17 protein-coding genes are annotated in these 24,751 nt (G+C 43.9%); 9 read left to right on the forward strand and 8 right to left on the reverse strand.

Going from position 1 to position 24,751, the window contains the following annotated elements; all coding sequences use genetic code 11:
• Positions 1-71 precede the first annotated feature (71 nt).
• From A3860_RS00315 to A3860_RS00335, 5 genes are all read left to right on the forward strand, one after another.
• Positions 72-440 (forward strand): BlaI/MecI/CopY family transcriptional regulator, encoded by a 369-nt coding sequence (locus tag A3860_RS00315; RefSeq protein ID WP_081144547.1) that lies wholly within the window; start codon positions 72-74, stop codon positions 438-440.
• A complete protein-coding gene (locus A3860_RS00320; protein WP_081144548.1) occupies positions 433-1,785 on the forward strand; it encodes a M56 family metallopeptidase in 1,353 nt (450 codons plus the stop codon). The genes A3860_RS00315 and A3860_RS00320 overlap by 8 nt, the downstream gene beginning before the upstream one ends.
• A gap of 116 nt (positions 1,786-1,901) precedes the next feature.
• A complete protein-coding gene (locus A3860_RS00325) occupies positions 1,902-3,275 on the forward strand; it encodes a serine hydrolase domain-containing protein (RefSeq protein WP_158085105.1) in 1,374 nt (457 codons plus the stop codon).
• A 125-nt stretch (positions 3,276-3,400) separates the two neighbouring features.
• Complete coding sequence (locus tag A3860_RS00330) at positions 3,401-4,300, forward strand: helix-turn-helix domain-containing protein (protein ID WP_081144550.1); 900 nt, start codon at positions 3,401-3,403, stop codon at positions 4,298-4,300.
• Positions 4,301-4,534: 234 nt separating this feature from the next.
• Complete coding sequence (locus A3860_RS00335) at positions 4,535-5,374, forward strand: SDR family oxidoreductase (protein ID WP_081144551.1); 840 nt, start codon at positions 4,535-4,537, stop codon at positions 5,372-5,374.
• 65 nt (positions 5,375-5,439) lie between these two features.
• Here the strand turns inward: A3860_RS00335 and A3860_RS00340 are convergent, their stop codons facing one another.
• Together A3860_RS00340 and A3860_RS00345 are read right to left on the reverse strand one after the other, a co-directional pair.
• On the reverse strand, positions 5,440-8,211 hold the full coding sequence (locus A3860_RS00340) for an FG-GAP-like repeat-containing protein (RefSeq protein ID WP_081144552.1): 2,772 nt from the start codon (positions 8,209-8,211) through the stop codon (positions 5,440-5,442).
• Between the two features lie 290 nt (positions 8,212-8,501).
• Positions 8,502-9,044 (reverse strand): Lrp/AsnC family transcriptional regulator, encoded by a 543-nt coding sequence (locus A3860_RS00345; protein WP_245843440.1) that lies wholly within the window; start codon positions 9,042-9,044, stop codon positions 8,502-8,504.
• Between the two features lie 75 nt (positions 9,045-9,119).
• On the opposite strand from A3860_RS00345, the gene A3860_RS00350 reads away from it, so the two are divergent.
• Positions 9,120-10,481: an MFS transporter gene (locus A3860_RS00350; protein WP_081144553.1), complete on the forward strand. Its 1,362-nt coding sequence runs from the start codon at positions 9,120-9,122 to the stop codon at positions 10,479-10,481.
• A 12-nt stretch (positions 10,482-10,493) separates the two neighbouring features.
• Here A3860_RS00350 and A3860_RS00355 read toward each other — a convergent pair whose 3' ends face one another.
• Positions 10,494-13,727 (reverse strand): TonB-dependent receptor, encoded by a 3,234-nt coding sequence (locus A3860_RS00355; RefSeq protein WP_081144554.1) that lies wholly within the window; start codon positions 13,725-13,727, stop codon positions 10,494-10,496.
• Positions 13,728-14,088: 361 nt separating this feature from the next.
• Between A3860_RS00355 and A3860_RS00360 the strand changes: the two genes are divergently transcribed.
• Positions 14,089-14,586 (forward strand): hypothetical protein, encoded by a 498-nt coding sequence (locus tag A3860_RS00360; protein WP_081144555.1) that lies wholly within the window; start codon positions 14,089-14,091, stop codon positions 14,584-14,586.
• 79 nt (positions 14,587-14,665) lie between these two features.
• Here A3860_RS00360 and A3860_RS00365 read toward each other — a convergent pair whose 3' ends face one another.
• From A3860_RS00365 to A3860_RS00390, 5 genes are all read right to left on the reverse strand, one after another.
• A complete protein-coding gene (locus A3860_RS00365) occupies positions 14,666-15,376 on the reverse strand; it encodes a LytR/AlgR family response regulator transcription factor (protein WP_081144556.1) in 711 nt (236 codons plus the stop codon).
• Position 15,377: 1 nt separating this feature from the next.
• The gene (locus tag A3860_RS00370) at positions 15,378-16,409 is read right to left on the reverse strand and encodes a sensor histidine kinase (RefSeq protein WP_081144557.1); all 1,032 of its coding nucleotides are present in this window, start codon (positions 16,407-16,409) and stop codon (positions 15,378-15,380) included.
• A gap of 1,101 nt (positions 16,410-17,510) precedes the next feature.
• On the reverse strand, positions 17,511-18,869 hold the full coding sequence (locus A3860_RS00380) for a T9SS type A sorting domain-containing protein (protein ID WP_081144559.1): 1,359 nt from the start codon (positions 18,867-18,869) through the stop codon (positions 17,511-17,513).
• 9 nt (positions 18,870-18,878) lie between these two features.
• The gene (locus A3860_RS00385; protein ID WP_158085106.1) at positions 18,879-20,252 is read right to left on the reverse strand and encodes a tail fiber domain-containing protein; all 1,374 of its coding nucleotides are present in this window, start codon (positions 20,250-20,252) and stop codon (positions 18,879-18,881) included.
• Positions 20,253-20,420: 168 nt separating this feature from the next.
• Positions 20,421-23,336: an FAD-binding and (Fe-S)-binding domain-containing protein gene (locus A3860_RS00390; protein WP_081144561.1), complete on the reverse strand. Its 2,916-nt coding sequence runs from the start codon at positions 23,334-23,336 to the stop codon at positions 20,421-20,423.
• Positions 23,337-23,508: 172 nt separating this feature from the next.
• Here A3860_RS00390 and A3860_RS00395 point away from each other — a divergent pair, with 172 nt between their 5' ends.
• On the forward strand, positions 23,509-23,697 hold the full coding sequence (locus A3860_RS00395) for a hypothetical protein (protein WP_081144562.1): 189 nt from the start codon (positions 23,509-23,511) through the stop codon (positions 23,695-23,697).
• A 387-nt stretch (positions 23,698-24,084) separates the two neighbouring features.
• Positions 24,085-24,750 (forward strand): hypothetical protein, encoded by a 666-nt coding sequence (locus tag A3860_RS00400; RefSeq protein ID WP_081144563.1) that lies wholly within the window; start codon positions 24,085-24,087, stop codon positions 24,748-24,750.
• The last annotated feature ends 1 nt before the right edge of the window (position 24,751 follow it).

The raw sequence follows: 24,751 nt of genomic DNA on the forward strand, positions 1-24,751 counted from the left end.
TTTCCGGAATATGTTGTCTGCCTAAATATTTAGGCATAATATTGCCTAAGAAATTAGGCAAAACGAGAATCATGAAAAAACTCACTGCAGCTGAAGAGCAGATCATGCAAACACTATGGAGTTTGGGCAAAGGTGCTTTTATGAAAGATATTCTGGAACACCTGGCAGCAACCAAACCTCATTACAATACGGTGGGCACTTTGCTGAAGATACTGGTTGAAAAGAAATTTGTAGGTATTAAGAACCCCAACCGCAACAACTTCTATTACCCCCTTATCACCAAAGAAGAATATTCTGCCAGTGGTATAAAGGCCATTACAGAAAATTATTTTCAGGGCTCGTACACCAAAGTGGTTTCCTTTCTGGTAGATAAAAAAGAAATGTCGATCGAAGACCTGGAATTTTTATTGAGCCAACTTAAAAATAAAGGCAATGAATAGCCATACCTTATTACTATATGTACTGAAATCAATTTTCATTTCTTGTATTTTTCTGGGCTATTACCTGGTAGCCTTACGCAACAAAAGCTTTCATTCGTATAATAGATTTTATTTGTTGCTCAGCATGGCGGGCAGCCTGCTCATTCCGCTTTTCAACTTCAGCTGGTTCACGATCGAGAAGAAAGATATACCTGTCGCTTCTATACAACTGAATTTTATTGCAACGCCACTCTCTAATCATAATACAACGGCTTTTCCCTGGTTGGATATTGTCTTTTATCTGGCTATTGGTATAAGCCTTTTCCTGATCACTTTTTTTGCCATGAACGTTTTTAAAGTGTATCAACTGAAAAGAAGATCGGCTATTCTGAAAATGGATGGCATCGATTTCATTTATACCAACCTGGAGCATGCACCTTTTTCATTTTTAAATAACCTGTTCTGGAAGGAATCTATTTCAATGGATGAGGAATACGGGAAAAAGATCTTCAAACATGAGCTCACCCATATACAGCAGAAGCATACGCTGGATATCATTTTTTGTCAGGTCATCAATGCCGTTTTCTGGATGAACCCGTTCAACTGGCTTATTCAAAAAGAACTGAAGGCCATCCATGAATTTATAGCAGACAAAGAAGCTGTTGGCAACAACAATGTGGAAGATTTTGTGAAGCTGCTTTTACAGGCCCATTACGGAAAGCATTTTTTATCTCCTACACACGCATTCTATTATTCATCTATTAAACGTCGCTTAATTATGTTAACAACACCAAACAAAACAACCTGGGGCCCGTTGCGGAAGCTGTTGGTTCTTCCGCTCACCCTGGTAGCAGTTGGCGTTTTATCTGTTTCAATGATTGAAAGGAAAGCCAATGCTATTGTTGCGCCTATGGTTGCGCCTGTTATCCTTACTCAACAACCTGATCTTTCACCGCCGGTGCAGGAAGCAGCCGTATCAACTACTGTGAAACAACCGAAGGTTTTCAAACCCATTCCTGCCCAAAAGCCTGCCACTAATAGCGATACCTGTACGCCCGCAAAATCAAAAGCAAACTCACTGACAGCAGAAATTAATGTTCACGATAAAAATGAGGTCATTACCGCAAGGGCCGAGAAAGTAATGTTGAACCTGGCAGGAAAATCGGATAGCACATTAAAGGCATCACTTCCCCCGGCGGTATATTACATCGATAATCAACTGGCTACTTCAGATGAAGTCATTAAGCTTAAACCCGAACAAATAAGCAGGATCAATGTTTGGAAAGGCAATGATGCCATCAAAAAATTCGGTGCTACTATTGGCGCCAATGGTGTAATAGAAATCTTCACAAAAGTGATCCCATAATAGCCATACTAAAAATAGTTAAGAGACCGGCGGCAACCGGTCTCTTTTTTTTGGTGCTACCGAAAACAATTATACCCAATTTTTCATTATTAATTGTAATGGTCATTCTAATGGGTTTGCGAAAAAAGATTTTCCGTTTTGTATCTCTGGTGCTATTGCTGTTACTGGCATATGGCATCTGGTTTGCGTGGCGGGCCTTTCCCATTATCAGCGGTTTTGGCGCCAAGAATATGGCCTCCGCCATTTACCTGCAACATCGAAAACCGGCAAGTGTGTTACATGAAGAGCTGGCCTTCTTCCCTGTTTCTCTGGGAACATACACTCTCAATACGGAAGATTCTTCTGTTACCGGATCAGTATGGGGATTTGCCCGGCGCAAAGCTATTTACAGAAAAGGGATCGGCTGTACGCTGGTGAATGATCTTACCGAAGAAGCTATCAGGGAACAACATTTCAATTTACCACTGGTTCCCAAACAAAACCCCGATACCATTGCCTGGCCGTATGGCGATAAATTATCAGGCAGCATTCCTTCAACCATCGATACGGTTGTACTAAAGAACGCTATTGACCATGCCATGCAGGCGCCATCGAAAAATGGGGGACCGGCGTATACCCGCGCTTTTCTGGTGGTATATGATGGTAACATCGTTGGCGAACAGTATGCACCCGGGTTCAACAAGCATTCGGTGATGATCGGCTGGTCGATAAGTAAAAGTTTAACCGCTGCCGTTATAGGCGTGCTCACGAAAGCAGGGCAGTTGAACCCTGATGCACCGGCACCCGTACCCGAATGGAAAAATACCTCGAAAGAAAAGATCACGCTTAAACAGTTGCTGCAGCAAACTTCGGGACTGGATTATACAGAAGATTACAGCAGCCCCAGCGAGGCAACCAATATGTTGTTCATGCGGGGCGATATGGGCGCTTTTACTGCCATGCTTCCGTTGAAATTTAAACCGGGCACTTTCTTTAATTACTCCAGTGGCAATGCCAATATTCTCAGCCGCATCATCCGTCATTCGGTGGGCGATTCGGGCTATGCCGCATTCCCTTACCAGGCATTGTTCCATAAAATAAATATGTATTCTCTTTTGCTTGAACCTGATGCATCAGGCACCTATATTGGTTCTTCCTATAGCTATGCTACTGCACGCGATTTTGCGCGTTTTGGTTTGCTGTATTATAATAATGGGATGTGGAACGGGGAACAGCTGCTGCCTGAAAACTGGGTAAAGGAAACGATAAAGCCGGCGGCGGCCAACCAATTGCAACGCTATGGTTTTCAGTTCTGGCTGAATGGCCTTGATAAAAAAGATCCCGGCAAACGCTGGTTCCCAGATGTGCCGGCCGATATGTATTTTGCAGATGGCTTTGGCGGACAGAACATTTTCATAATTCCCTCCAAAAAACTCATCGTTATACGCCTGGGGGTGCATACTGTTGACGAAAACCAGTACCTTAAAGAAGTGATCCAGGCAATCCGCTAATTGTTTGAATTTTGCAAGTTTTTGTTTGAATCCTATAAAGTCCGGAGGGCCAGGCTGTCGTAATTTTATAAGGTGAAGCGAAAAACGTGGGTTTGAAAAATATACAATTGTCTTAAATTTACCATATGCCCAAGACAGAAACACTGGAAGATTTTTACCGCCATAAAATGAACTGGTTGCCCGAAAATCTTAAAAAAGATATCGGCCATTTCAATGTGTTTAAAGTGGAGGATTGTGTAGGCCCGGGCAAAACACCAGTAGCTTATACCCGGCGCGATTACTACAAGATATCCCTGATGCAGGGCGATTATATATATCACTATGCCGATAAAAGCATTGAGGTCTCTGGTTCTACCCTCATCTTTTTTAGCCCGAATGTGCCTTACACCTTTGAATCGTTAACCGATGATCCCAAAGGGTTCTTTTGCATATTCAGGGAAGAGTTCTTTACAGAAAAGATCCGCGGTGGTATTAAAGATCTGCCCATGTTCATTTCGGGTAATAAACCCAGTTATGCCCTCAACAAAACGCAGGACAAATTTGTAAGCCAGATATTTGAAAAAATGGTTGATGAAATTGGATCTGATTATGTTTATAAATATGATCTTATCCGCAACTACATTATGGAGATGATCCATTATGCGTTGAAAATGCAGCCCACCGAAAACCTGTATCAGCATACAGATGCCAATGCCCGCATCACTGCTGTTTTTACTGAATTGCTCGAGCGGCAATTCCCTATTGAATCGCCCACGCAACGGTTTACCTTACGTTCGGCCAGGGATTTTGCCGAACAATTATCGGTACATGTGAACCACCTTAACCGCGCCATCCGCATCACCACCGGCAAAACCACTACCGATCATATCTTTGACCGGCTTATCAGTGAAGCAAAGGCCTTGCTGAAACATACCAACTGGAACATTTCCGAGATCGGTTATTGCCTGGGCTTTGAAGAACCGGCGCATTTCAATCATTTCTTTAAGAAGCAGACCAGCATGACGCCATCAGCATTCAGGAATTAAAGTTGTTATAAATAAATATTTGACAAATGCCTTCCACTACATAGGAGGCATTTTCATTCACTCCTTATTCTATTCCTGCAAAATTCAAATAACCTAACCCACACCAACACTTGTTTGAATTATACAACTATCTGTTTGAAAGGCATAATAATGGGCGGGTTGCGTCAATCTATCTTTGTGTCATCAGTTCATGAACGACCAATAACTTACAACAATCAAATAAAAAAAATAAAGATGAAAAACAAGATATGGTTTGTAACCGGCGCCAGCAAAGGATTGGGACTGGCCCTTGTTAAAAAATTAATTCAGGAAGGTTATCGCGTTGCCGCTACTTCGCGTAACGTAAAAGAATTGCAACAGGCGGTAGGCGCCGGCCGCGAGGTATTTCTTCCCCTGGCGGTTGATCTTAAAAATGAAAGCAGTGTTGAAAAAGGAATAAAAGAAACCGTTGCTCATTTTGGATCTATAGACGTAGTGGTGAACAATGCCGGGTACGGCCTTACAGGAAGCCTGGAAGAACTCTCTGATGAAGAAGTACGTCAAAATTTCGACATCAACGTTTTTGGGGTGCTTAATGTGATCAGAAAAGCATTGCCCTACATGCGCAAACAGCAATCAGGTCATTTCTTCAATATTGCATCTATTGGCGGGTTCACCGGATCATTCCCTGGCTTTGGCAGTTATACCGCTACCAAATTTGCCATGCATGGTTTCTCCGAATCACTGGCAGCAGAAGTAAAACCTTTTGGAATTACTGTTTCTATTGTATCGCCCGGGTATTTCAGAACAGAATTTCTGGATGCCTCACTGGGTACGCCCAAAAATGAGATCGCTGATTACAAACTGGTAAGGGAGATACAAACCTTCCATCAAAATGATATGAATCATAACCAGAGTGGCAACCCGGAAAAAGCTGCCGAAGTTATGATTGCCATTGCCGAACAAAAACAACCAGCGCTGCATGTATTCCTTGGCAAGGATGCGTATCAATTAGCAGAGGTTAAAATAAAAGCGGTTCAACAGGATATGGCAACAGTAAAAGAACTCGCCACATCAACTGATTATGCACAGTAATTGTATAAGCATTTAATTAAAAAGTCCCGACATGTCGGGACTTTTTAATTAAATGCCTGGTTGGTTTACTGTATCAATAGGGTGTGCGTCAGTTTTTTATTTCCATCACTCCATACCAGTTTATATACACCGGCATGTAATTCACCTACCTGCACGGTTGTTTGTGTAGCGTTACTGGCCACAACCATTTTTCTTACTATGCGGCCCGAAATATCGATCAACTGCAAGCTGGTGCGGTGATCAGTAGCCGGTTGTTGCCAAACCACATAATGGCTTGCCGGGTTAGGGTACATCCTGAATGCTTTGGCTGTGGTCAATGTAGTATTGTTATTAATTCCTGCCCGGGTATTCACGAACAATGTGTCAGTTATGGTGCTGTCACCAACAAACGTAAAGCCGGCTTTGCAAGCGGAGCCTGTAGGTGCAAATACGCATACTGCACCGGTTCCGCCAGTATCAACTCTGGCCTTGATAACAGTGTCTGAATAATGCCATATGCTATCGGCCGGTATTCCACCAAATTGCACCTGATTAACTCCGGTAAGATGTTTACCAAAGATGGTCACTACGGTTCCTTTTTGGCCGAAGGTGGGCGTAAAGTTGGTTATTACGGGAACCGTTGTTGTATCAGGTATACTTGTACTGTCTTTGATAAATGTAAAGCCAGCTTTTGAAGCGGTACCCAAAGGCGTGGTCACTGATACGTTACCAGTGGCGCCTGTATCTACGATCGCTATTATTAGCGTATCGTTCTTAAACGTGATGCTATCGGCTGGTATACCACCAAAACTTACTGCATTTGCGTTTGTAAATTTGGAACCCAGAATGAACACCTTCGTACCCTTGCGACCGCTTGTTGGCGTAAAGGACGTAATTACCGGTGCTGCAGTGGTATCAGGAATGGTATCCTTTATAAACGTGAAACCGGATTTTGTTGCTGTACCATAAGGCGTGGTCACCGATACGTTACCGGTGGCGCCTGTATCTACGATCGCTATTATTAGCGTATCGTTCTTAAACGTGATGCTATCGGCTGGCACGCCACCAAAACTTACTGCATTTGCGTTTGTAAATTTGGAACCCAGAATGAACACCTTCGTACCCTTGCTGCCGCTTGTTGGCGTAAAGGATGTAATTACCGGTGCTGCTGTAGTATCAGGAATGGTATCCCTGATAAAGGTAAAGCCAGGTTTTGTTGCTGTACCATAAGGCGTGGTCACTGATACGTTACCAGTGGCGCCTGTATCTACTATTGCCCTGATTGCGGTATCAGTCACAAACACGATACTATCAGCCAGCACACCACCAAAACTCACGGCAGTGGCGCCAGTGAAATGGGAACCAAAAATGGTTACCCCGGTGCCTTTATGTGCACTTGTTGGCGTAAAGCTGGTAATCACTGGTACAGGACCAGTTTGGGTATTTCTGAAAATGGAAACTTTGCTATAACTATTGGTAGCTGTTATATCGGGTTTGCCATCGTTGTTCAGGTCACCGATAGCAACCCCTGTAGGACCAGCGCCCAATGAAAAATCGTACCGGTTGTTGAGCAGGATACTATCGCCTGAGCTGGCGTTCTGCAATAAAGTAAGCACATAAATTGAATCGGAAACCACGGCCACATCGGCTTTACCATCCCCGTTCAGATCGCCAATGCTAATACCCCTTGACTGTGGGCCGGTAGTGAAATCTTTTCTAACATCAAGCGAAATGCTGCCGGCAGTACTTATATTCCTGTAAACAGATAAAAAGTGAGAGCCATAATGTGAAAAAACAATATCGGGCTTACCGTCGCCATTCAGATCGGCAATGGCAATATTGCCGGGGTAGCTGCCCGCAGTATAATTTGTTTTACTTAATGAGATACTTCCGGGAGAACTGAGATTTTTCCATACTGAAATAGTGCCTAAAAAGTTAGCGGTCACTACCTCGGGTTTTCCATCATTATCAAGATCGCCAATAGCCACTTCATCGGCACGGTCGAACGTACTGAAATCTACTTTTGCCGCAAATGTGACGGCGAACCCAGTGGTAGTGTTCCTAAAAACGGAGATCAGGCCGCTATTGCTGGAAGTTGTAACCAGGTCGGGTTTACCGTCCCCATCCACATCGGCGATCGCAACGCCTACCGAATTTGATCCACACACGTAGGTGGTGGTATCAAATCGTATAGTATCATTTATAGATTTATTCGTATATACCGTTACGGTATTGGAACCAAAGCTGGTTACCGCTGCATCCAGCCTTCCATCACCATTCAGATCGCCGGTAGCGATACCAAAAGGTTGAGAACCTTGCGGAATATTTCTATACAACACCAATTTAACAGGTCCGCCGGGAGTGCCATTGTTTCTGTAAACAGAAACAACATTGGAGCTCTGATTAGTTACCATCAGATCGGCCCGGCCATCACGGTTAAAATCAGCAATGGCAATATTCCTTGGATTGCCCAAACCAGTAAGATCGGCCTGGCGTGTAAATGCGGTTGAATCGAACGGCGTGTGGCCATAGGCAAAAGTTACAGTGAACGCCAACCGCGAATAGGCTGTGAGCCGGTTCGATGTTACCGTAATGGGCGCATATGTGGCGCCTGCCGGTACCGTAACCGTGAGGGATGTGGCTGAAACGGATTGCAGTGTTGCCCGCACTGCACCAAAATAAACAATGTTGCTATCGGACAAGGTATTAAACCCTGTACCGGTGATGGTCACCGATGTTCCAACAGGCCCCGAAGTGGGGCTGAAAGAATTAATGACCGGTTGAGCCAATACTGCATGGCTAAAGAATAGTAAAATAATTCCTACACTTCTTTTCAGTGCGAGGTAAACATTACTCATAGATAAAGTTTATGTGATTTAAAAAAATAAATGACATGAACGCCAGGTAAAAGCGTTGCACTATAATCCACCTATTCCCTTAATGCCGTCTGATTAAATAATGAAAAGTCGCCGAAGACCAGTATAGAAGATTTTTTACTTAAGTGAAGTTACTGACGGGAGGCAAGTTAGCAATTAGAAAAGGTATTCTTGTTAAAAGGTTAACAAATACTTTTACCATCACCGTTACTAACCAGGCGAAGACAAAAGGGAGACATTAATTGCCCCTATTACAGAACAGGATATATATTTTACAACAATTGATGCGTGTCTTTCAGTATTCCCATTACAAAAATACTTTGTGTATGGCTGATGCCTTTTACCATGCTTAATTTATGCAGGTAAAAATCATGATAGCTTTCCATATTCTCGCTAACAATTTTTAGCATAAAATCAAATTGCCCTGAAATGTTATAACATTCCAGCACTTCTTTAAATCCTGTTACTGCATCAATAAATACCCGGGCAATTTTACGGTTATGTTCCTTTAATGAAATATAACATATGACCATGATGCCTTTTTGCACCTTACGATGATCGATGAGGGTGGCGTATTGTTTAATAACACCGTTTGCCTCCATGCGTTTTATACGCTCATGTACAGGAGTAGGGCTCAGGTGAACACTGGCAGCTATTTCGCGTACGGTCAGTTTTGCATTCTGCTGCAGCAATCGCAGAATGGCATAATCCTTTTCATCGAGGGCGATGGGCGTGGTGGCCGCTTGTTCTGTTTTAGCCGGTATGCGCATGGGAAACTGTTTATTTGTTCTTTTATCGACGTTAAATTTACTCATTTGTTCTAAATTATTAATACTTAAACGTACAAACAAAGCATATAAATAGATTTGCACAGAACAAATGAGGCCAAGATGCGAAGAAAACAGATCATTCTATTGGTAGCTTCTACTGCTATATTTTTTGAGGCGCTGGATATTGCCATCCTTAACCTGGCCATTCCATTAATGCAACAACAATTTCATCTGGATGCCGAAACCATACAATGGGTTCAAACCGTATACGTACTTTTTTATGGCGGTTTCCTGGTGATAGGGGGTAAACTATGCGATACCATTGGCCGCAAAACCATTTTCCTTGCAGGGGCTTCTCTTTTCCTGTTCACTTCGCTGGGCGCCGGCTTCTCCAACACCTTTATACAGTTAACTGCTTTCAGGGCATTGCAGGGACTGGCAGCAGCCATGGTAATGCCATCAGCGCTATCGATCATAACAAATACATTTACCGAACCGGCAGAACGCAACCGGTCCATAAGCATCTTCAGTTCTTTCGCGGCCATTGGTTCGGGGTGCGGACTGGCGCTTGGTGGTATAGTAGCAACTTACTTAGGCTGGCAATGGATCTTTTTTATCAACGTGCCGGTGATCACCGCAGCATTGATACTGGCTTACCGGTATATCGACAAAGATGTGGTGAACAAACAACAGCCACTTCCTGATATTGTCTCCAGCATTCTGTTAACATTGATGATTGTGCTGCTCTCCTATGTAGTGCATCACCTGCCGGGTTTCTCAAAAAACTACAGGCTGTTACTTTCATTTGTAATATTGATCATTGCTGCCGGGTTTATTTTCAAACGCCGCGAACGCACCCTGCAACAACCACTCATCGATCTCACTTTATTCCGGAGCACGGGTACAATTACAGGTAATAGCATAACTGTTCTATTAGGCGCCTTCTTTTTAAGCTACCTGTTCTTATTATCACTGGTATTGCAGCACAATATGCATTTGAGTGCAGCCAACGCCGGCTTGCTGCTCTTTCCGTTTAGCCTGCTGTCATTCTTTGTATCGCGCTATGCGGTTCCTGCCCTGTTTAAAAAAATGACGGTATTACAAACCGGCATCATGGGCATGGGTCTCATGCTTTCAGGCGCCTTGCTGTTGATGGCGTCAATTATTTTTAACCACAACCTGCCGCTGATCTTATTATCAATAGCCTGTGTTACCGGCAGTGGCATGTCGGTTTGCTATCCCAGTTTAACGGCGCTGGCCATACGCGATATTCCTCTTACGCAACAGGGCGTAGCGGCCGGCATTTGCACCACTTCCTATTTTATTGGCGCCGGCCTGGGTCTCTCGCTGTTATCGCTGGGTATGCAATTATTAACAGCAGCAACCGATACCGTCAATCATATTCCGGTATTATTGATAAGCTTCTTTGCGTTGCCGGGCCTGGTTTGGTTGTTATTAGTAAGGAAACGAATTTCCCATTAACATGGGCTCACCTTAAAAAATAAACCTTAACCCCACCTGCATTTGCCAGCGTGAAGGCAGATCGGGACTGGCGGTGAAGGTGGACGTTAACGAAGGATCAAATTGATAAACCGGTGCGTTGTTATTATAAGTGACCGATAATGGTTGAAAATAGCCCGATGTAGTGGCATATTTTACCACTCCCCAGTTGCTGCTTATCAAATTTCCGATGTTTACAAAATCGATACTCACCTGCCACGTCTTTGGTTTCTTTGTTGGTGAAAATATGATGTCCTGCAGAATGCGCAGGTCAACCTGGCTTAACCAGGGATTTTCGCCGGCATACTTTTCAGTATATTCTCCGCGATGTTTACGGAGGTATTTGTCGTTGCCAATAAAAGTTTTGAATGCCTGCCGTTGCGCCGCAGCATCCTTAATATTTCCATTCACATCGGTCAACGGAGCAAACTGCATATTATCGATCTCGGCATTTGTAGGCACATACAACAGGTCGTTCGTAGCTGTTCCATCATTGTTGATATCGCCGCCATATACATAGGCAAAACGGTTACCCGAATTCCAGGAACCGAACAGGGAAATAGTTGTGGCCGCGTATCCACTATAAATGAATTTTTTCGAAAAGGCAGCTACAATTCGATGGGTATTGCCATACAGGGAACGCGACAAAACCGCCTTATTGGAATTGTTTAGGATCGGGTTTCTATCAAATGCATCGCTCGATATTTCTGCAGAAATAGAACTGGCATCTTTTGCGATCAGGTAATTGTAACCGGCCATGGCATAGAAACCGCTCCCAAAGCTTTGCTGTGCCTGGAAAGTAGCATTGAACTGATAACCCACACTGGTATTGGTAAATGCATAGGTATTTGCAGCGCCCTGGTCGGCCGGCAGGTATACTTTACGCTTATCGCCGGTGCCGGAATTCAGGGTTCCGGTTGGTGTTCCCAGCTTATAGTTGCGTACCATCATTCCATTTACATCTTTTGTATACGCCACATCTACGGTAAAGATTGTTCCAAACGGCATCCTGATATCGGTGCCCAGATTTGACCGCCAAACCTGCGGCCATTTAAAATCGCGGGCGGTAACATTATAGAAAAAACTGTAGGGGTTACCAATATGATTTCCGAGCCATACAAAAGGGAAACGGCCGGTAAACAAACCGGTACCACCACGCACCTGTACTTTTTTATCACCTGTTACGTCCCAATTAAAACCAAGGCGGGGCGATAATAATGGTTTCTTTTGTGGCAAACGGGTATTGTCCACATCTTTGCCGGGGCCATTAGTAAGCGATTTTCCATTTTCATCGAACAGCGTTAGATTGTCTTTATTTGGCAATGTGGGTTTGCCTTCATCATATTTTCCGCCGAAAGTACCATCTGCATTCATTACCGGATTGCGATAACTGGCATTAAAGTAAAAAGGTATATCCATGCGCAAACCAGCTGTGAGGCGGAAATGTTCTGTCATTTGCCATTCATCCTGCAGGTATGCCGATAGCTGGCCCACGGTTAAATAATACCAGGTCCACTGGCCGGCAATTCCGCGATTGCGGGCATAATTCACATCAACATCCAGCGGATAAGCGCCAAAAACGTATTTACCGCTTACCGGTACACTGTCAATGAAAGTTTTTATATCGGCATCTGAAAACAGGGTGGCGCCATAACCGGTCAAATTAAATGAGTTCGCAAACTTGAACGATTCAAAAGAAGCGCCGGCCGTTATAGTATGATCCTTAAAGAACATATTGAAGTTGTCAGTTACCTGAAAGGCATCCTGGTTAAGGCGGTTGTTGATGGAAAATGGTTCATGGCCCGCAATTATATACCGCACTCCGTTCTTGTCAATATTAATGACCGGGAATGGCGCTGAAAATGGATTGCGTTTATCTCTGAATGTTGTATACACCACCCGCAGCTTATTGGCATAATCGGGCCCCAATGTCGACTTCAGCTCGGCGCCAAATGATTGCAATTTGTTCACTATTTCATAACCCGAATTTCTGAATTGCAGCGTGGTGAAATCGGGACCACGCCGGCCAATGGCACTGGGGTGCGCCGGTTTATCCTTATGGGCATCCAATCCATTATAGGTAAAAGACAGGCGATGTTTGGGGTTTATATTCCAGTCGAGCTTAACAAGCCATTTATAATTTGTTTGGTCAAGCGTAAAGTGCTGATAAGGCCCTGTTTCATAATTAAATTTCGATTTCAAAATAGAGCTTACCTGTTGCAGGTCTGTCTCCAGCACCCGGCTTGTATTTGATTTGCCCGCATTGCCGCTGTTTTGGGCCACATAGGAAGATGCTTCATCTTTCCGTTGATCCGTTTCAAAACTTATAAAATAGAATAACTTGTTTTTCATAACGGGGCCGCCCAGTGAAAAACCGGCCTGCCATTGTTTCAGATCGGGCAATACCAGCTTGTTATCTTCAATCTTCGATCCGGTGAGTGATTGGTTGCGGTAAAAGCCATAAACGGTTCCCGAAACATTATTACTCCCCGATTTAGTAACGGTATTAACCCCTGCGCCGGTGAACCCAGCCTGTGTAACATCATAAGGGGCAATGTTCACCTGTATCTGGTCAATGGCGTCGAGAGAAATGGGCTGGGCGCCGGTTTGTCCGCCCGGTGTGGGCGCATCCAGCCCGAACGGATTATTAAACACGGCCCCATCCAGTGAAAAGTTATTGTACTGTCCGTTTCGGCCAGCAAAGGAAAGACCATTATAGGTAAAAGAAGCGGAAGGCGTTAACCGCAGGTAATCGTCGGCAGAACGGGAAATAGTTGGCAATGCCCGTATGAGCCGGCTGTTGATATTCACAGAGGCGCCGGTCTTTTTATTATCAAAGATGGCCCCTCTGCCCGTCACCGTTACTTCCTTGAGCTCACCGGCCTTTTCTTTCAACTGAATCTCAACTGAATTGTTTTGCCCCAGTTCAAGGATAACGTTATCAGTAACCGATGATTGGTAATTTATAAAGGAAACGGTAATAGTATAAGGACCGCCCACCCGTAAATTGGTAAGGGTAAACCGGCCATCGCCTTTTGTGGCCAGCGCCTGTTTGAAACCCGCATCGGCAAACTCAACCACCACCGTTGCACCTGGCAAAGGCGTGCCTTTGGGGTCTTTAACAATACCACTAAGCGTTGCCGTGGTAACCTGGGAAAGTAAAACGGGAGAGCAAAGTAAAAACAAGAGCAGCGTAAGCGCATAGTGTTTGTGAAAATCCTTTCTCATAGCAGTAATTTTAAATTTATGAAAAGCAGTACCGGGTACTGTTTATTCCAGGAATTGGAGGAAGGGGGTCGGGAAATAGCCTATAAGCCCATTTTCAATGGCCGGCAAATGAGATACAGATTAAACAAGCCCGTTAATTTTTACAGAAGGTAGCTGCCGGATCTGCAGTTGGATAAAGGGAGGTCCCTTGCGTTGTTTCGTGGTTCACAACCCGGACAGTTGAAGCTAACAGTATCCTAATTTAAGCAAAATAAATTGATTTATTGCACGATAGGGGCGAGTGGTATTTTCTAGCAAGGATTTTGCATATAGTTTCAAAACGCCCTGTAAAAACAGGTTGCGCCCCTTAAAAGTCAATAATATGAAAAAGATCAGTTTTTTTGTAGCATTCCTATGCCTGGCATCCGTATCCATGGCCCAATTAAAAACTTCTGTTGCTGCCTGCCCCCCTTTTGAAGTAGACATCCTTGATGGAAAAGTGAATGGGTTTAAGGCAAATACGATCGCCGGTATGATCAAAAACAAATGGCCCTGCTTTAGCAGTGTTACTACCGACAGCGCTAAATGCGGCGAAGGTGTCTTTTATAAAGACAAAGGCATTTCGTTTTTTACCAGCCGTGACTATGTGGAAATTACGGAGGGCTTTAAGGGAAAACTCAGTATTCCTTTACTGGGAGCTGCCCGTGGAAGTTTATTCAAGACCCTGGGAAATCCCAAAATGAAAGATGCTACCTGGGATGCCTATCAAACAAATTATGGTTGCCTGGTACTGCATTTTAATAAAGCCAATAAAGTGCGGTTAATACAGTTCAGCACCAATGGAACTGAGACTTTGCAATTGTGTGAACAAGCGAAGTAATAATTATATGCTTTATGGTTCAGAAGCAGGAAGTAAGAAAAAATGGTTTTCCTACTTCCTGCTTTTTATTTATACCAGCTTAGGCATTAAGCACCCTGAGAAATTGCTGCTTGTAGTTCCTTCCGATAGGCAATGAAAAAGATTGCACATTCACTTCTTCATTATTGTAGCTTACGATCTTATCGACCGATATGATGTACGATTTATGAATACGTACGAATTTGTTTTCGGGTAATTTCTCTTCCATATACCCGATGCGCTGGTAAGTGATAACACTTCGGCCTGGCGTTATTATTTTCACATAGTCCTTTATACTTTCGATATAAATGATCTCTTTCAAAAATATTTTCACCAGTTCTTTGTTCGCCTTGAAATACATATAGGCCTTTTCAAATGCTTCTTCTTTATTTTCCACGGCGGCCGGCTGTTTCAGGATATTATATTGGTGAAATTTTGAGATCGATTTCAGAAATCGTTCAAACGAAATGGGCTTTACCAGGTAATCGAGCACATCGAGCTCAAAACCTTCCACTGCAAATTCGCGATAGGCCGTGGTAAGAATAATGCGCGGCCGTTCCTGCAGCGATTTTATCAGTTCCAGTCCGTTCATGCGGGGCATCTGGATATCGAGGAAAAGAATATTTACCGGATTTTTTTGAAGAAAGGCAAAAGCTTCCAGCGCATTTCCGCATTGGCCTGTTATTTCCATGTCATCCATTTTTTCAATGTACGACGTCAACAGTTCCCTGGCAGGCGGCTCGTCATCTACTATCAGGCATTGTATTTTCACATCAGCTTTTTTTGATTTTTAAGATGGTCAGGAACGACTGGCCTTCGCTCATACATTTAAACTCATGGCGATCGGGATAAATGATCTCGAGCCGCTTTTTTACATTTTCCATACCTATGCCTTTATAAACGGCATGCCCGTTCAGGGAATCGCCCACGCGGCTGTTCTCAATTTTCACCGTAAGCCAGTCATCTTTTACCGACAGGTCGACCCTTATCCAGCTATTGCCCACATCATTGCTTACGCCGTGTTTAAAACTATTTTCGACCAGGGGCAAGATCAATAATGGCGGAATGGTGAATTTGTCAACTGCATCAAAACAGTTTACGGCTACATCGAGCCGCTCACCATACCTGATCTTCTCCAGCTCAATATAATTGTGAATGTATTCCATTTCCTTGCTCACAGGAATAAACTCCTGGCGGCTGTCGTACAACATATAACTGAGCAATGATGATAGCCGGTAAATCAGGTCTGATGTTCTGGGATTGTTCTTTAGGGAAAGCGAGTAGATGTTGTTCAGCGTATTGAAAATAAAATGTGGTTGCACCTGGCTTTTCAGCAACTCCAGTTGCGCTACCGCTTTATCGCGCGCCAGTTCCTGTGCCAGCCGCTGCTGTTCGTACCAGGCGCGCAGAAAATAGAACATGGTATACAGGGCAACAATGAGATAAATATTAACCGCTTCAATAATGACCTTGGGCGGGAAGAGGTATGGCATGTACTTCCCTTGCGGATAATACATTGGATAGGTATAGTAATAATTAAAAGCCCGGCGAATAAGTGTAAAGACCACCGCACTCGCTATAAAACCGATGCGAAAGGCGCTAATCCTTTTTTTAAGCAGGTATTTTTTTATGAGTACTTCGGTAGTGTACCAGGTGGCCAGCGCAGTAATGGGAACAATGACCAGGGCGTTGATAAGGTAGCGATGATATTCATTGGCAATAGACGCCTGCCCTATCCACTCGTACAGGAAATAAAGCAGCCAGAACAAAACACTCCATTTTACATTGCTTTTATTGTAATTCATACCCCCGAAATTCTATTCTAAATTACCTTATACTCAACAAAATGCGGGGGATTCTTAGACAAACGACCTATCTGCACCACAAACGGCAAGTGGGAAGGGTTTTAGTTCACGGCTTTCTGTTTCGGGTAATCCAACGAGCCGGGATTTCAGTGCCAGGCGCTGCCCAATTAATGGTTTGTTCGGTCATAAGCAGGTATTTGAACTTTCTTTTAAGCTACATAAAAAAATTTCTCCGCCGGAAAAAAAATTTCTGATGTAAAAACTTTTTTTCTGCGTCATCTAAAAATTTTCTGCAGCAGAAAAAAATTATCTGCAACGAAAAAAAACTTTATGATGCAAAAACTTTTTTTCTGCATCGTCCAAAAATTATCCGCAGCAGAAAAAAATTATCTGCGCCGGAAAAAAACTTTATGACGCAAAAACTTTTTTTCTGTGTCATCTAAAAATTTTCTGCAGCAGAAAAAAATTAAACGAGTCAGAAATAAGATAAAAATGATGGCAAAGTTCTTTTTAGCCCCTCTTTAAAAGACTAAATGGCCGTTCAAAAGGACCAAATTTCGTCGCAAAAAGATTGAACAGTGGCAAAAAAATTCATCAGGGCCATTTGAAGAACAAAATGGTCGTTGAAAAAAGTAAAGCAGGCAGGCAAGTGAAATTAATGATGATCGGCCGGAGATTCTGTCAAGGTTACCAGCCGTCCCTTATTCAAAAAGCAATAAAACAGGAAAGTAAAAACAGGGGCTTGTGAGGTACGACGTATAAGGGCTTTCATAAAATACTGGTGATTTTAAATTCAGGTGAACATACGGCAAATTATTTACGTTGTCAATACACACCACAAAAAATTGCAAATTTTGCCGGTAAATCCCTACCGAAACATAAAAAAATAAACCCGCCAGGGTGGCGGGATTTGTATTAAAGCTCAATTATTTAGGGTCATACCAGGCATTGTAGAAATGCAAGGCCAACCCTTCGGTTCTATTCAACAGCCTGGTAACGCAGCTGGTACCGGCGCAACTCCTTGTTAATTGTACTTCAAAAACAAAGGCAACACTATAAAAATAGTATTGCCTTATAGTTTACTGCTCGTGAAAGTAATGTTTACAGCTTTTCTATTTTCAGGGCTTTCCTGTTGCCATTGCCCCAGCTTATTACCAGGTTGTACAGGCCATGGCTTAACCCGTTTATTTGTAAAGCGATCTGACTTGTACCAGCCTGTACATTTGCCAATTGCTGTTTTACCAGAACACCTTTTGTATCGTATATGCGCATCATTACTGTTGTGCTATTTGCCGATTGAACACTTACCCAGCAACTGCTATACAGCGGGTTAGGATATACACTAACTGCATCGCTGACTGTACAATTGCTTTGCAAAACAGGCGAAAGGGTTTGCATGCCATCGCGGTCTTCCTGTATAATGCGGTAAACAGCGCCGGTGAATGACAACGGATCAGTGTAAGAATAAGTGCTTGTTGAATTACTATTACCGGCAGCGGGCAGTGTTGCTATAGTTTGCCAGTCGCGCCCATTTTTGCTACGACGGACATAAAACACGTTTGTGTTCGCCTCCTGCAATGTTTTCCAGGTAATGACAACACCGCTTTCTGCACATTTGGTATTGAATGCCCCCCACACCAGTGGCAGCGCACTCAATGGGGTCGTCAGCGTAACCCGTGCAAAATCAGGAAAGCCAGATTTGGTAACTACATTGGTGATGATATTGCGTGTATCAAATCCCTTGCTGTTCCAGTTGATGGCATTAGGGCTTGTTGCCACTATTAATGCGTTTTCATCGAGGCTGTTCAATTCCGCATCAAAATAATTAAAATTCAAAGTTGTATTCAATGCGGAATTATTGGTTGGCACTATATCATAATACCTGAAAACAGAGCTTCCCAATCCGCTTCCATTGGTTTGTGAAACATGTCCGCGCCGGATGACCGTACTCCCAAGATTTTGTGCAGAAGTGATCACCGCCCCCAGGTTCCCGGGATTAACACCAGATGGCGCATTGAGATTGCTGGTAATTTGCACATAACCGCCGATGGTTCCGGTAATGCGGCTGCTTTCGCTTTCTCCGTTTAACGAGGCCGCCGCATCAAGTGTAATATTGTAATTATTCAGGTTCAGCAATCCGCTGCTGAACGATAATTGATTGTTCACCGTAATATGGTTTTGCAACAACAACGAACTGCTTGTTTTATTTAATAGCAGATTATAAAATTGGGGTTGGGCAGAACCGGTTATGGAAGTATTTCCCGAACCTGTAAACTGAACAGTGCCGGCTGTTTGAGCAAAGGTTCCGTTATTCTGAAAATCGAGGTCATCAACAACCAGGTAAGCACCACTGCCCATGACAATGGTAGCGCCGTTGTTATTCAACTGGGCTTTAGCCAGCTGCGGCAGCAGGCAATTGCCAACAAAAGCTATTATTGATAAAGAAGTTATTTTATTCATAAGCTGTCATTATTGTTGTTCCAGCTTCTCCAGACGCGTTGTTAATTCTTCCAGCGCCTTTTGTTGCATGGTGATGGTTTTCTTCAATTCCTCTATTTGTTTATTTTGTTCCTGCACCGCTTTTACCAACGGAACAACAAAACTTTCATAGCTAAGGCTGTAATGATCTGCTGCGTTTTTGGGTTTATTGATGCCGCTGAAATCATACCCTGTTTTTATAGCTGCCTGTTCCACCTCCTGGGCAATAAAACCGGTGCGGCGTATTGCGGCCGCTTCATTGTAGGAAGTCTGTAATACATTATTTACAGGATGCGCCATATTATTGGCATCACCTTTCATGGAAGCATCGAACCGTTGTACATCGAACTGGTAAGTAACGGGGCGTAATTGCAAAATAAAATCCAGGCCTTTTACATCTTCTTTTATATTATACTTGAACCGGCCGTCGGAAGGAGTGGTAAAAGGCACCTGGCCTTCTATTACAGTAACAGCGCTGTTACCAATACGTACTTTATTAGAGGCGTCAACTATAGCGGTACAACCTATAGCCGTAGCATTGGTAAGCGCCCCTGAACTTACATCTGCACCATAGCCGATGCCGGTATTATCAACACCAGTTGTAAGACTTATTAGGGAGTTGCCCCCTATTCCGGTATTATATGATCCACTGGTTGAAAGTGCCATTGAACTAATTCCAACCCCAACATTATTATAACCGTTCGTATTAGTAAATAAAGATTGCACCCCAATAGCTGTGTTACCAGCACTTAGGTTATAGAATAATGCCTGGGAACCGAAAGCGGTATTGCCGTTGCCGGTAGTAACAGACATCAACGCCTGATAGCCAAGTGCTGTATTGTTTTGACCAGTTGTGTTGGCCATTAGCGCCTGCGAACCAATAGCGACATTTTTTCTACCTGTCGTATTCTGGCCCAGCCCCAGGTATCCCCAGCTTGTATTATTCCTACCAGGATTAACGGTGCTGCTAACATATCCCGCGACCTGGTTATTGACTTTTACCGTAAAGGGAATATCATCAGTAGTGCCGATAAAATTGGTACCGATGGTGGTACCGCTGTTACCAGTGGTTGACCAGTTATTGCCTGCCATGTCAAGCTTTGTCCAGCCAGTTCCATTGTAATACCAAAAAGCGTTTGTGTCGGTATCAAAAACAAGCAACCCGGTTGCCGGTGTAGCAATGCCCGTACGCTGGGCAGTTGTCATGCGGGGAATAAGCATTCCTTTTGAAGTACTTTTTACATCCAGTATGGCGGTTGCATCAGCAGCAGACCCATCGGTATTAATAGCAACGCTTTGTGCTGTTGCAGCATTCATTATAAAATGGCCCAGTACCAATAATAACAGAGGTTTGATAGTCTTCATAAAATACATTGCCTTTAAAAGCAGGCGAATTTACTTCTGGTCCCCTTTTTGTCACCCCCGTATGTATGTGAACGCAACAATTTTGTATGTAGACAACAGAAAGGTATAAATAAAAAAATCCCGCCGGGCGGCGGGATCAAAAACTAATATAAAAATTCAATAATTTATTTAAACCAATGCATCATACAACACCTCAACCGGATGCAGGGCATGCCTTCCGGTTCCATCAAATACCTGGTGGCGGCAGCTGGTGCCGGCGGCGGCAATGATCACCTCCTCAGGCTGTTTGCGCACAGTAGGGAATAACACCAACTCCCCTATCTTCATCGACAGGTCGTAATGCTCTTTTTCGAAACCGAATGAACCGGCCATGCCGCAACATCCTGATGGAATGGTTTGAACCGTATAATTCACCGGCAGGGTCATTATTTTCACCGAATGCGTGGTTGATGATAATGCTTTCTGCTGGCAATGGCCGTGCAATTGTATCACCTTCTTTTCGGTAGTGAACTGCTCCTTGCGAATAGCACCCTTCTCCACTTCCCGCGCAATAAATTCTTCAAACGTAAATACATGTTTGCTCAATTTACGGGCAGCTTCCAGTTGCTCATCGGTTGCCAGGTCAATATACTCATCGCGGAAAGTAAGAATGGCCGATGGCTCAATACCAATAAGCGGCGTTTCTTCTGAGATGAGGGGGTGCAACAGCGCTATATTCTTATTGACGATCTCTTTTGCCTTTCGCAACAACCCTTTCGATAACCAGGTACGGCCGCTTTCTATGTGCTGTGGTATCTCCACTTCATAGCCCAGCTTCTCCAGTAATTGAATGGCCTTTATACCGATCTCGGTATCGTTATAATTGGTGAACTCATCACAGAACAGGTACACCTTGCGCGCGCCTTTTCCGGTTTTTGCTTTGGCATGTTTCTTATACCAGCTTTGCAAAGTGGTCTTGTACATCGTAGGCATCGACCGCTTTACATTAAAACCAGAGAAGCGCTTTATTAAACCACCTATTACCGGGTTAGTAACTGCAAAATTGTACAGTCCCGGTGCAAGAGCGCCCAATTTGGCCGAACTCGAAAAACCAGCAATGAGCTTTGAGCGGAAAGGCACGCCGTTGGCATCGTAGTATTGCTGCAGGAATTCGGCTTTCAATTTGGCCACATCCACATTCGACGGACATTCCGATTTACAACCTTTACAGCTCAGGCAAAGGTCCATTACCTCATAGATCTCTTCATGATCAAAGCGATTGGCCTTGTCGGAACGCGTCAACATCTCGCGCAAAATATTGGCCCGGGCACGGGTAGTATCTTTTTCATTGCGGGTAGCCATGAAAGAAGGACACATGGTTCCGCCCGACAAATGCGTTTTACGGCAATCGCCTGAACCGTTACATTGTTCGGCGTGCTGCAACACATCCTGGTTATGATAACGGAATACCGTTTTAAAAGCAGGTGTTTGTTGCCCCGGTGTATACCGCAGCATACTATTCATGGATGGGGTATCCACGATCTTGTTTGGGTTGAAGATATTTTCAGGGTCCCAGGTATATTTGATCTGTTTCAGCAGCTGGTAGTTCTTCTCCCCTACCATTTGCGGAATGAATTCTCCGCGTAAGCGGCCATCGCCGTGTTCACCACTTAATGAACCGGAATATTTTTTAACGAGGGTCGCAATTTCTTCTGCAATGGTGCGGAATAATTTATTGCCTTCCTCAGTTTTCAAATTTATAATTGGCCGCAAATGGATTTCACCCGAACCCGCATGCGCGTAGTGCACCGAGTACAGGTTGTATTTCTTCAGTATTTCATTAAAATCACGGATGTATGCCGGCAGGTCGTTCACATCTACAGCAGTATCCTCAATAACCGGTACCGCCTTTTCATCACCGGGCAGGTTACCCAGTAATCCCAACCCGGCTTTGCGCAGGGTCCAGATCTTTTTGGTATCGTCGCCAAACAATAATGGGAAATGATAACCTAAACCAGCGGAACGCATATCGGCTTCCACCTTTTTGGCAATTTCGGTAATCTCTTCTCTTGTATTGCGGGTAAATTCAATCACCAGTATAGCGCCGGGATCGCCCTGAACAAAAAAGCGGTTCTTACTTTGCTCAATATTATCCTTGGTGCATTCAAGAATGTAATGGTCAATGAGCTCACTGGCGCTGGGGTTGTATTTCAGAGCGATCAAATTTGCGCGCAACGATTCGTCGATGGAATTGAAATGCACACACAGCAAACCCGTTTCCTTGGGCGGTAAAGGCACCACGTTCAATTTTATTTCGGTAAGGAATGCCAGTGTACCTTCTGAACCGGCAATCAAACTACAAAAATTAAACTCCGGTCCGCCCGCTGTGAAGGGCGCCATTTCCAGCATTACATCCACCGCATAACCGGTATTTCTTCGCTCAATACTTTTTTTCGGAAATTCTTTCCTGATCTCAACCTGGTTGTTGTAATCGCTCAACAGGCTGCGAACGGTTTTATAAATATTTGCTTCCAGCGTGGCGCCTTCGCACTTTTTGTGAAACTCATCGATGCTCATGGCCGAGAACACCGTTTCGGTGCCATCGCTCAGCAGGGCCTTTACTTCCAGCAAATGCTCGCGGGTGCTACGATATACAACGGAGTTGGAACCGCAGGAATTATTTCCCACCATACCGCCGATCATGGCCCGGTTGGCAGTAGAGGTTTCAGGTCCAAAATACAACCCATGTGGCTTCAGGAACATGTTCAGCTCATCGCGGATGACACCGGGTTGAACGCGTACCCATTTTTCAGCAGCATTCAGTTCCAGGATCTGGGTGAAGTTTTTGGAGACATCCACCACAATACCATTTCCTACTACCTGCCCGGCCAGGGAAGTACCCGCCGTACGGGGAATGAGTGAAGTTTTATGGTTGTGGGCAAATACGATCAGCTTTCTGATATCATCTAAGTTTCGCGGTATGGCTACTGCCAGGGGCATTTCGCGGTATGCCGAAGCATCTGTGGCATACAATACCCGCATGGTTTTATCAAAATACAATTCACCTTCCAGGTCTTTAGCCAACTGCTGTAAAGAATTGTTCATGAATCTTCTCCTTTGATTGCGCCGCGCCGGCGCGGCGCGCAAATTTACTGGCTTTACGGGTGGTTTGGTACAACCCGGTAAAATATTAGATATTTTTCAAAAATTATCTCTCTGGTGTTCAGGTGATTAAGAAAAAACGGTTCCGCAGCCAGCAATAGAAATACCGTCGCAAATGCCGCCCAGGCTGATTTTTCCGAAATTACCCGTCATTTTCACCCTGTTGCTACAGGCCGCTCTTTCCTGCAAATACCGCTTCGCACCTGCTTCGTTCATTACCTGTAATGCCGAAACCACTCCTGTAACCCTGTATTACAACCGAAATAATCCGCCGGTTCATCGCTTTGATCTTAAAAAAGAATAATATATTGAACGCCAGCTACCTTTGAAAATTAATTTTTGCTTAAAGAATGTCTTTCCTACTCTACATTATTTATCTTGTACACCCATAAAGCTACAGGCGTATTCCACAAGGAGAAAAATAATAGTGTTGCAGACAAATAATCAGTACCGGCAGGTACAAAATTCTAAATGGTCTATTGAAAAACGCCCAGGCTGATTGCAAAAAAGGGATAAAACAATCCCCGTTTCTGCAACACGGCCGGCAATTTTTCTGTCATGAAAACGTCATTACCAACCGTTTCATGAAAATGTCAGTATTATTATAATGCAACGAGCAATAAACCAATAACTGCTAATGGTAAAATACGCTCTTCCAGTAATATGTTTTGCAGCCTTCTTACAACCGGGGATGGCGCAGAATAACATAAGCGGCCCTGCAGCCCTGCCCACCATTGTTAATGCCGGCAACGTATACAATCCCTTTATTGAAAAACAATCGCGCCTGTATAATGGCATAGAACATTTGGGTTATGCTTTCAAAATAAAAGGGCACGCCTATTTTCTGCAAAGGGAATTGCAAACCGGTAGCGTCGTTTATGATGGGCTTGAATTTGTAAATGTGCCAATGTTATACGACCTGCTGAAAGACCAGGTAGTTGTTCAACACTTCAATGGTTTTACCAAAATAGGACTGGTGCACGAAAAAGTAACAGCGTTTACCCTGAACGGTCATCATTTCATTCGCCTTGACAGCCTTTTAGGGCCACCCATTATTACGGGGTATTACGATGAAGTATATACAGGCCGCTTAAAAGTACTGGTGAAAAGGGGAAAGTACATTGAAGAAACCATCAAGGACGAACTGGAGCGGGAATTCATTCAAAAAGACCTGTTCTTTATTCAGAAAGAAGGCACCTATTATGCAATCAAAAACTACAAAGGGTTGTTGGCCCTTTTAAAAGACAGATCAAAAGAAGTAAGACAATACCTGCGCAAAAACAGGATCAAATACCGGAAGGGTCCTGAGAACGCCATCGTAAAAGCCACTGCCTATTATGATTCGTTAAACAAGTAAC

The sequence above is a fragment of the Niastella vici genome, from assembly GCF_002077945.1.
GTDB lineage: Bacteria > Bacteroidota > Bacteroidia > Chitinophagales > Chitinophagaceae > Niastella > Niastella vici.

Bases quoted from the DNA above. Each gene is read 5' to 3' on its own strand.
- A3860_RS00395 (WP_081144562.1), top strand. From the start codon at position 23,509: ATGCCGCCCAGGCTGATTTTTCCGAAATTACCCGTCATTTTCACCCTG.
- A3860_RS00355 (WP_081144554.1), bottom strand. From the start codon at position 13,727: ATGAGAAAGGATTTTCACAAACACTATGCGCTTACGCTGCTCTTGTTT.
- A3860_RS00330 (WP_081144550.1), top strand. From the start codon at position 3,401: ATGCCCAAGACAGAAACACTGGAAGATTTTTACCGCCATAAAATGAAC.
- A3860_RS00350 (WP_081144553.1), top strand. From the start codon at position 9,120: ATGCGAAGAAAACAGATCATTCTATTGGTAGCTTCTACTGCTATATTT.
- A3860_RS00345 (WP_245843440.1), bottom strand. From the start codon at position 9,044: ATGAGTAAATTTAACGTCGATAAAAGAACAAATAAACAGTTTCCCATG.
- A3860_RS00370 (WP_081144557.1), bottom strand. From the start codon at position 16,409: ATGAATTACAATAAAAGCAATGTAAAATGGAGTGTTTTGTTCTGGCTG.
- A3860_RS00385 (WP_158085106.1), bottom strand. From the start codon at position 20,252: ATGAAGACTATCAAACCTCTGTTATTATTGGTACTGGGCCATTTTATA.
- A3860_RS00335 (WP_081144551.1), top strand. From the start codon at position 4,535: ATGAAAAACAAGATATGGTTTGTAACCGGCGCCAGCAAAGGATTGGGA.
- A3860_RS00315 (WP_081144547.1), top strand. From the start codon at position 72: ATGAAAAAACTCACTGCAGCTGAAGAGCAGATCATGCAAACACTATGG.
- A3860_RS00380 (WP_081144559.1), bottom strand. From the start codon at position 18,869: ATGAATAAAATAACTTCTTTATCAATAATAGCTTTTGTTGGCAATTGC.
- A3860_RS00360 (WP_081144555.1), top strand. From the start codon at position 14,089: ATGAAAAAGATCAGTTTTTTTGTAGCATTCCTATGCCTGGCATCCGTA.
- A3860_RS00340 (WP_081144552.1), bottom strand. From the start codon at position 8,211: ATGAGTAATGTTTACCTCGCACTGAAAAGAAGTGTAGGAATTATTTTA.
- A3860_RS00400 (WP_081144563.1), top strand. From the start codon at position 24,085: ATGGCGCAGAATAACATAAGCGGCCCTGCAGCCCTGCCCACCATTGTT.
- A3860_RS00320 (WP_081144548.1), top strand. From the start codon at position 433: ATGAATAGCCATACCTTATTACTATATGTACTGAAATCAATTTTCATT.
- A3860_RS00390 (WP_081144561.1), bottom strand. From the start codon at position 23,336: ATGAACAATTCTTTACAGCAGTTGGCTAAAGACCTGGAAGGTGAATTG.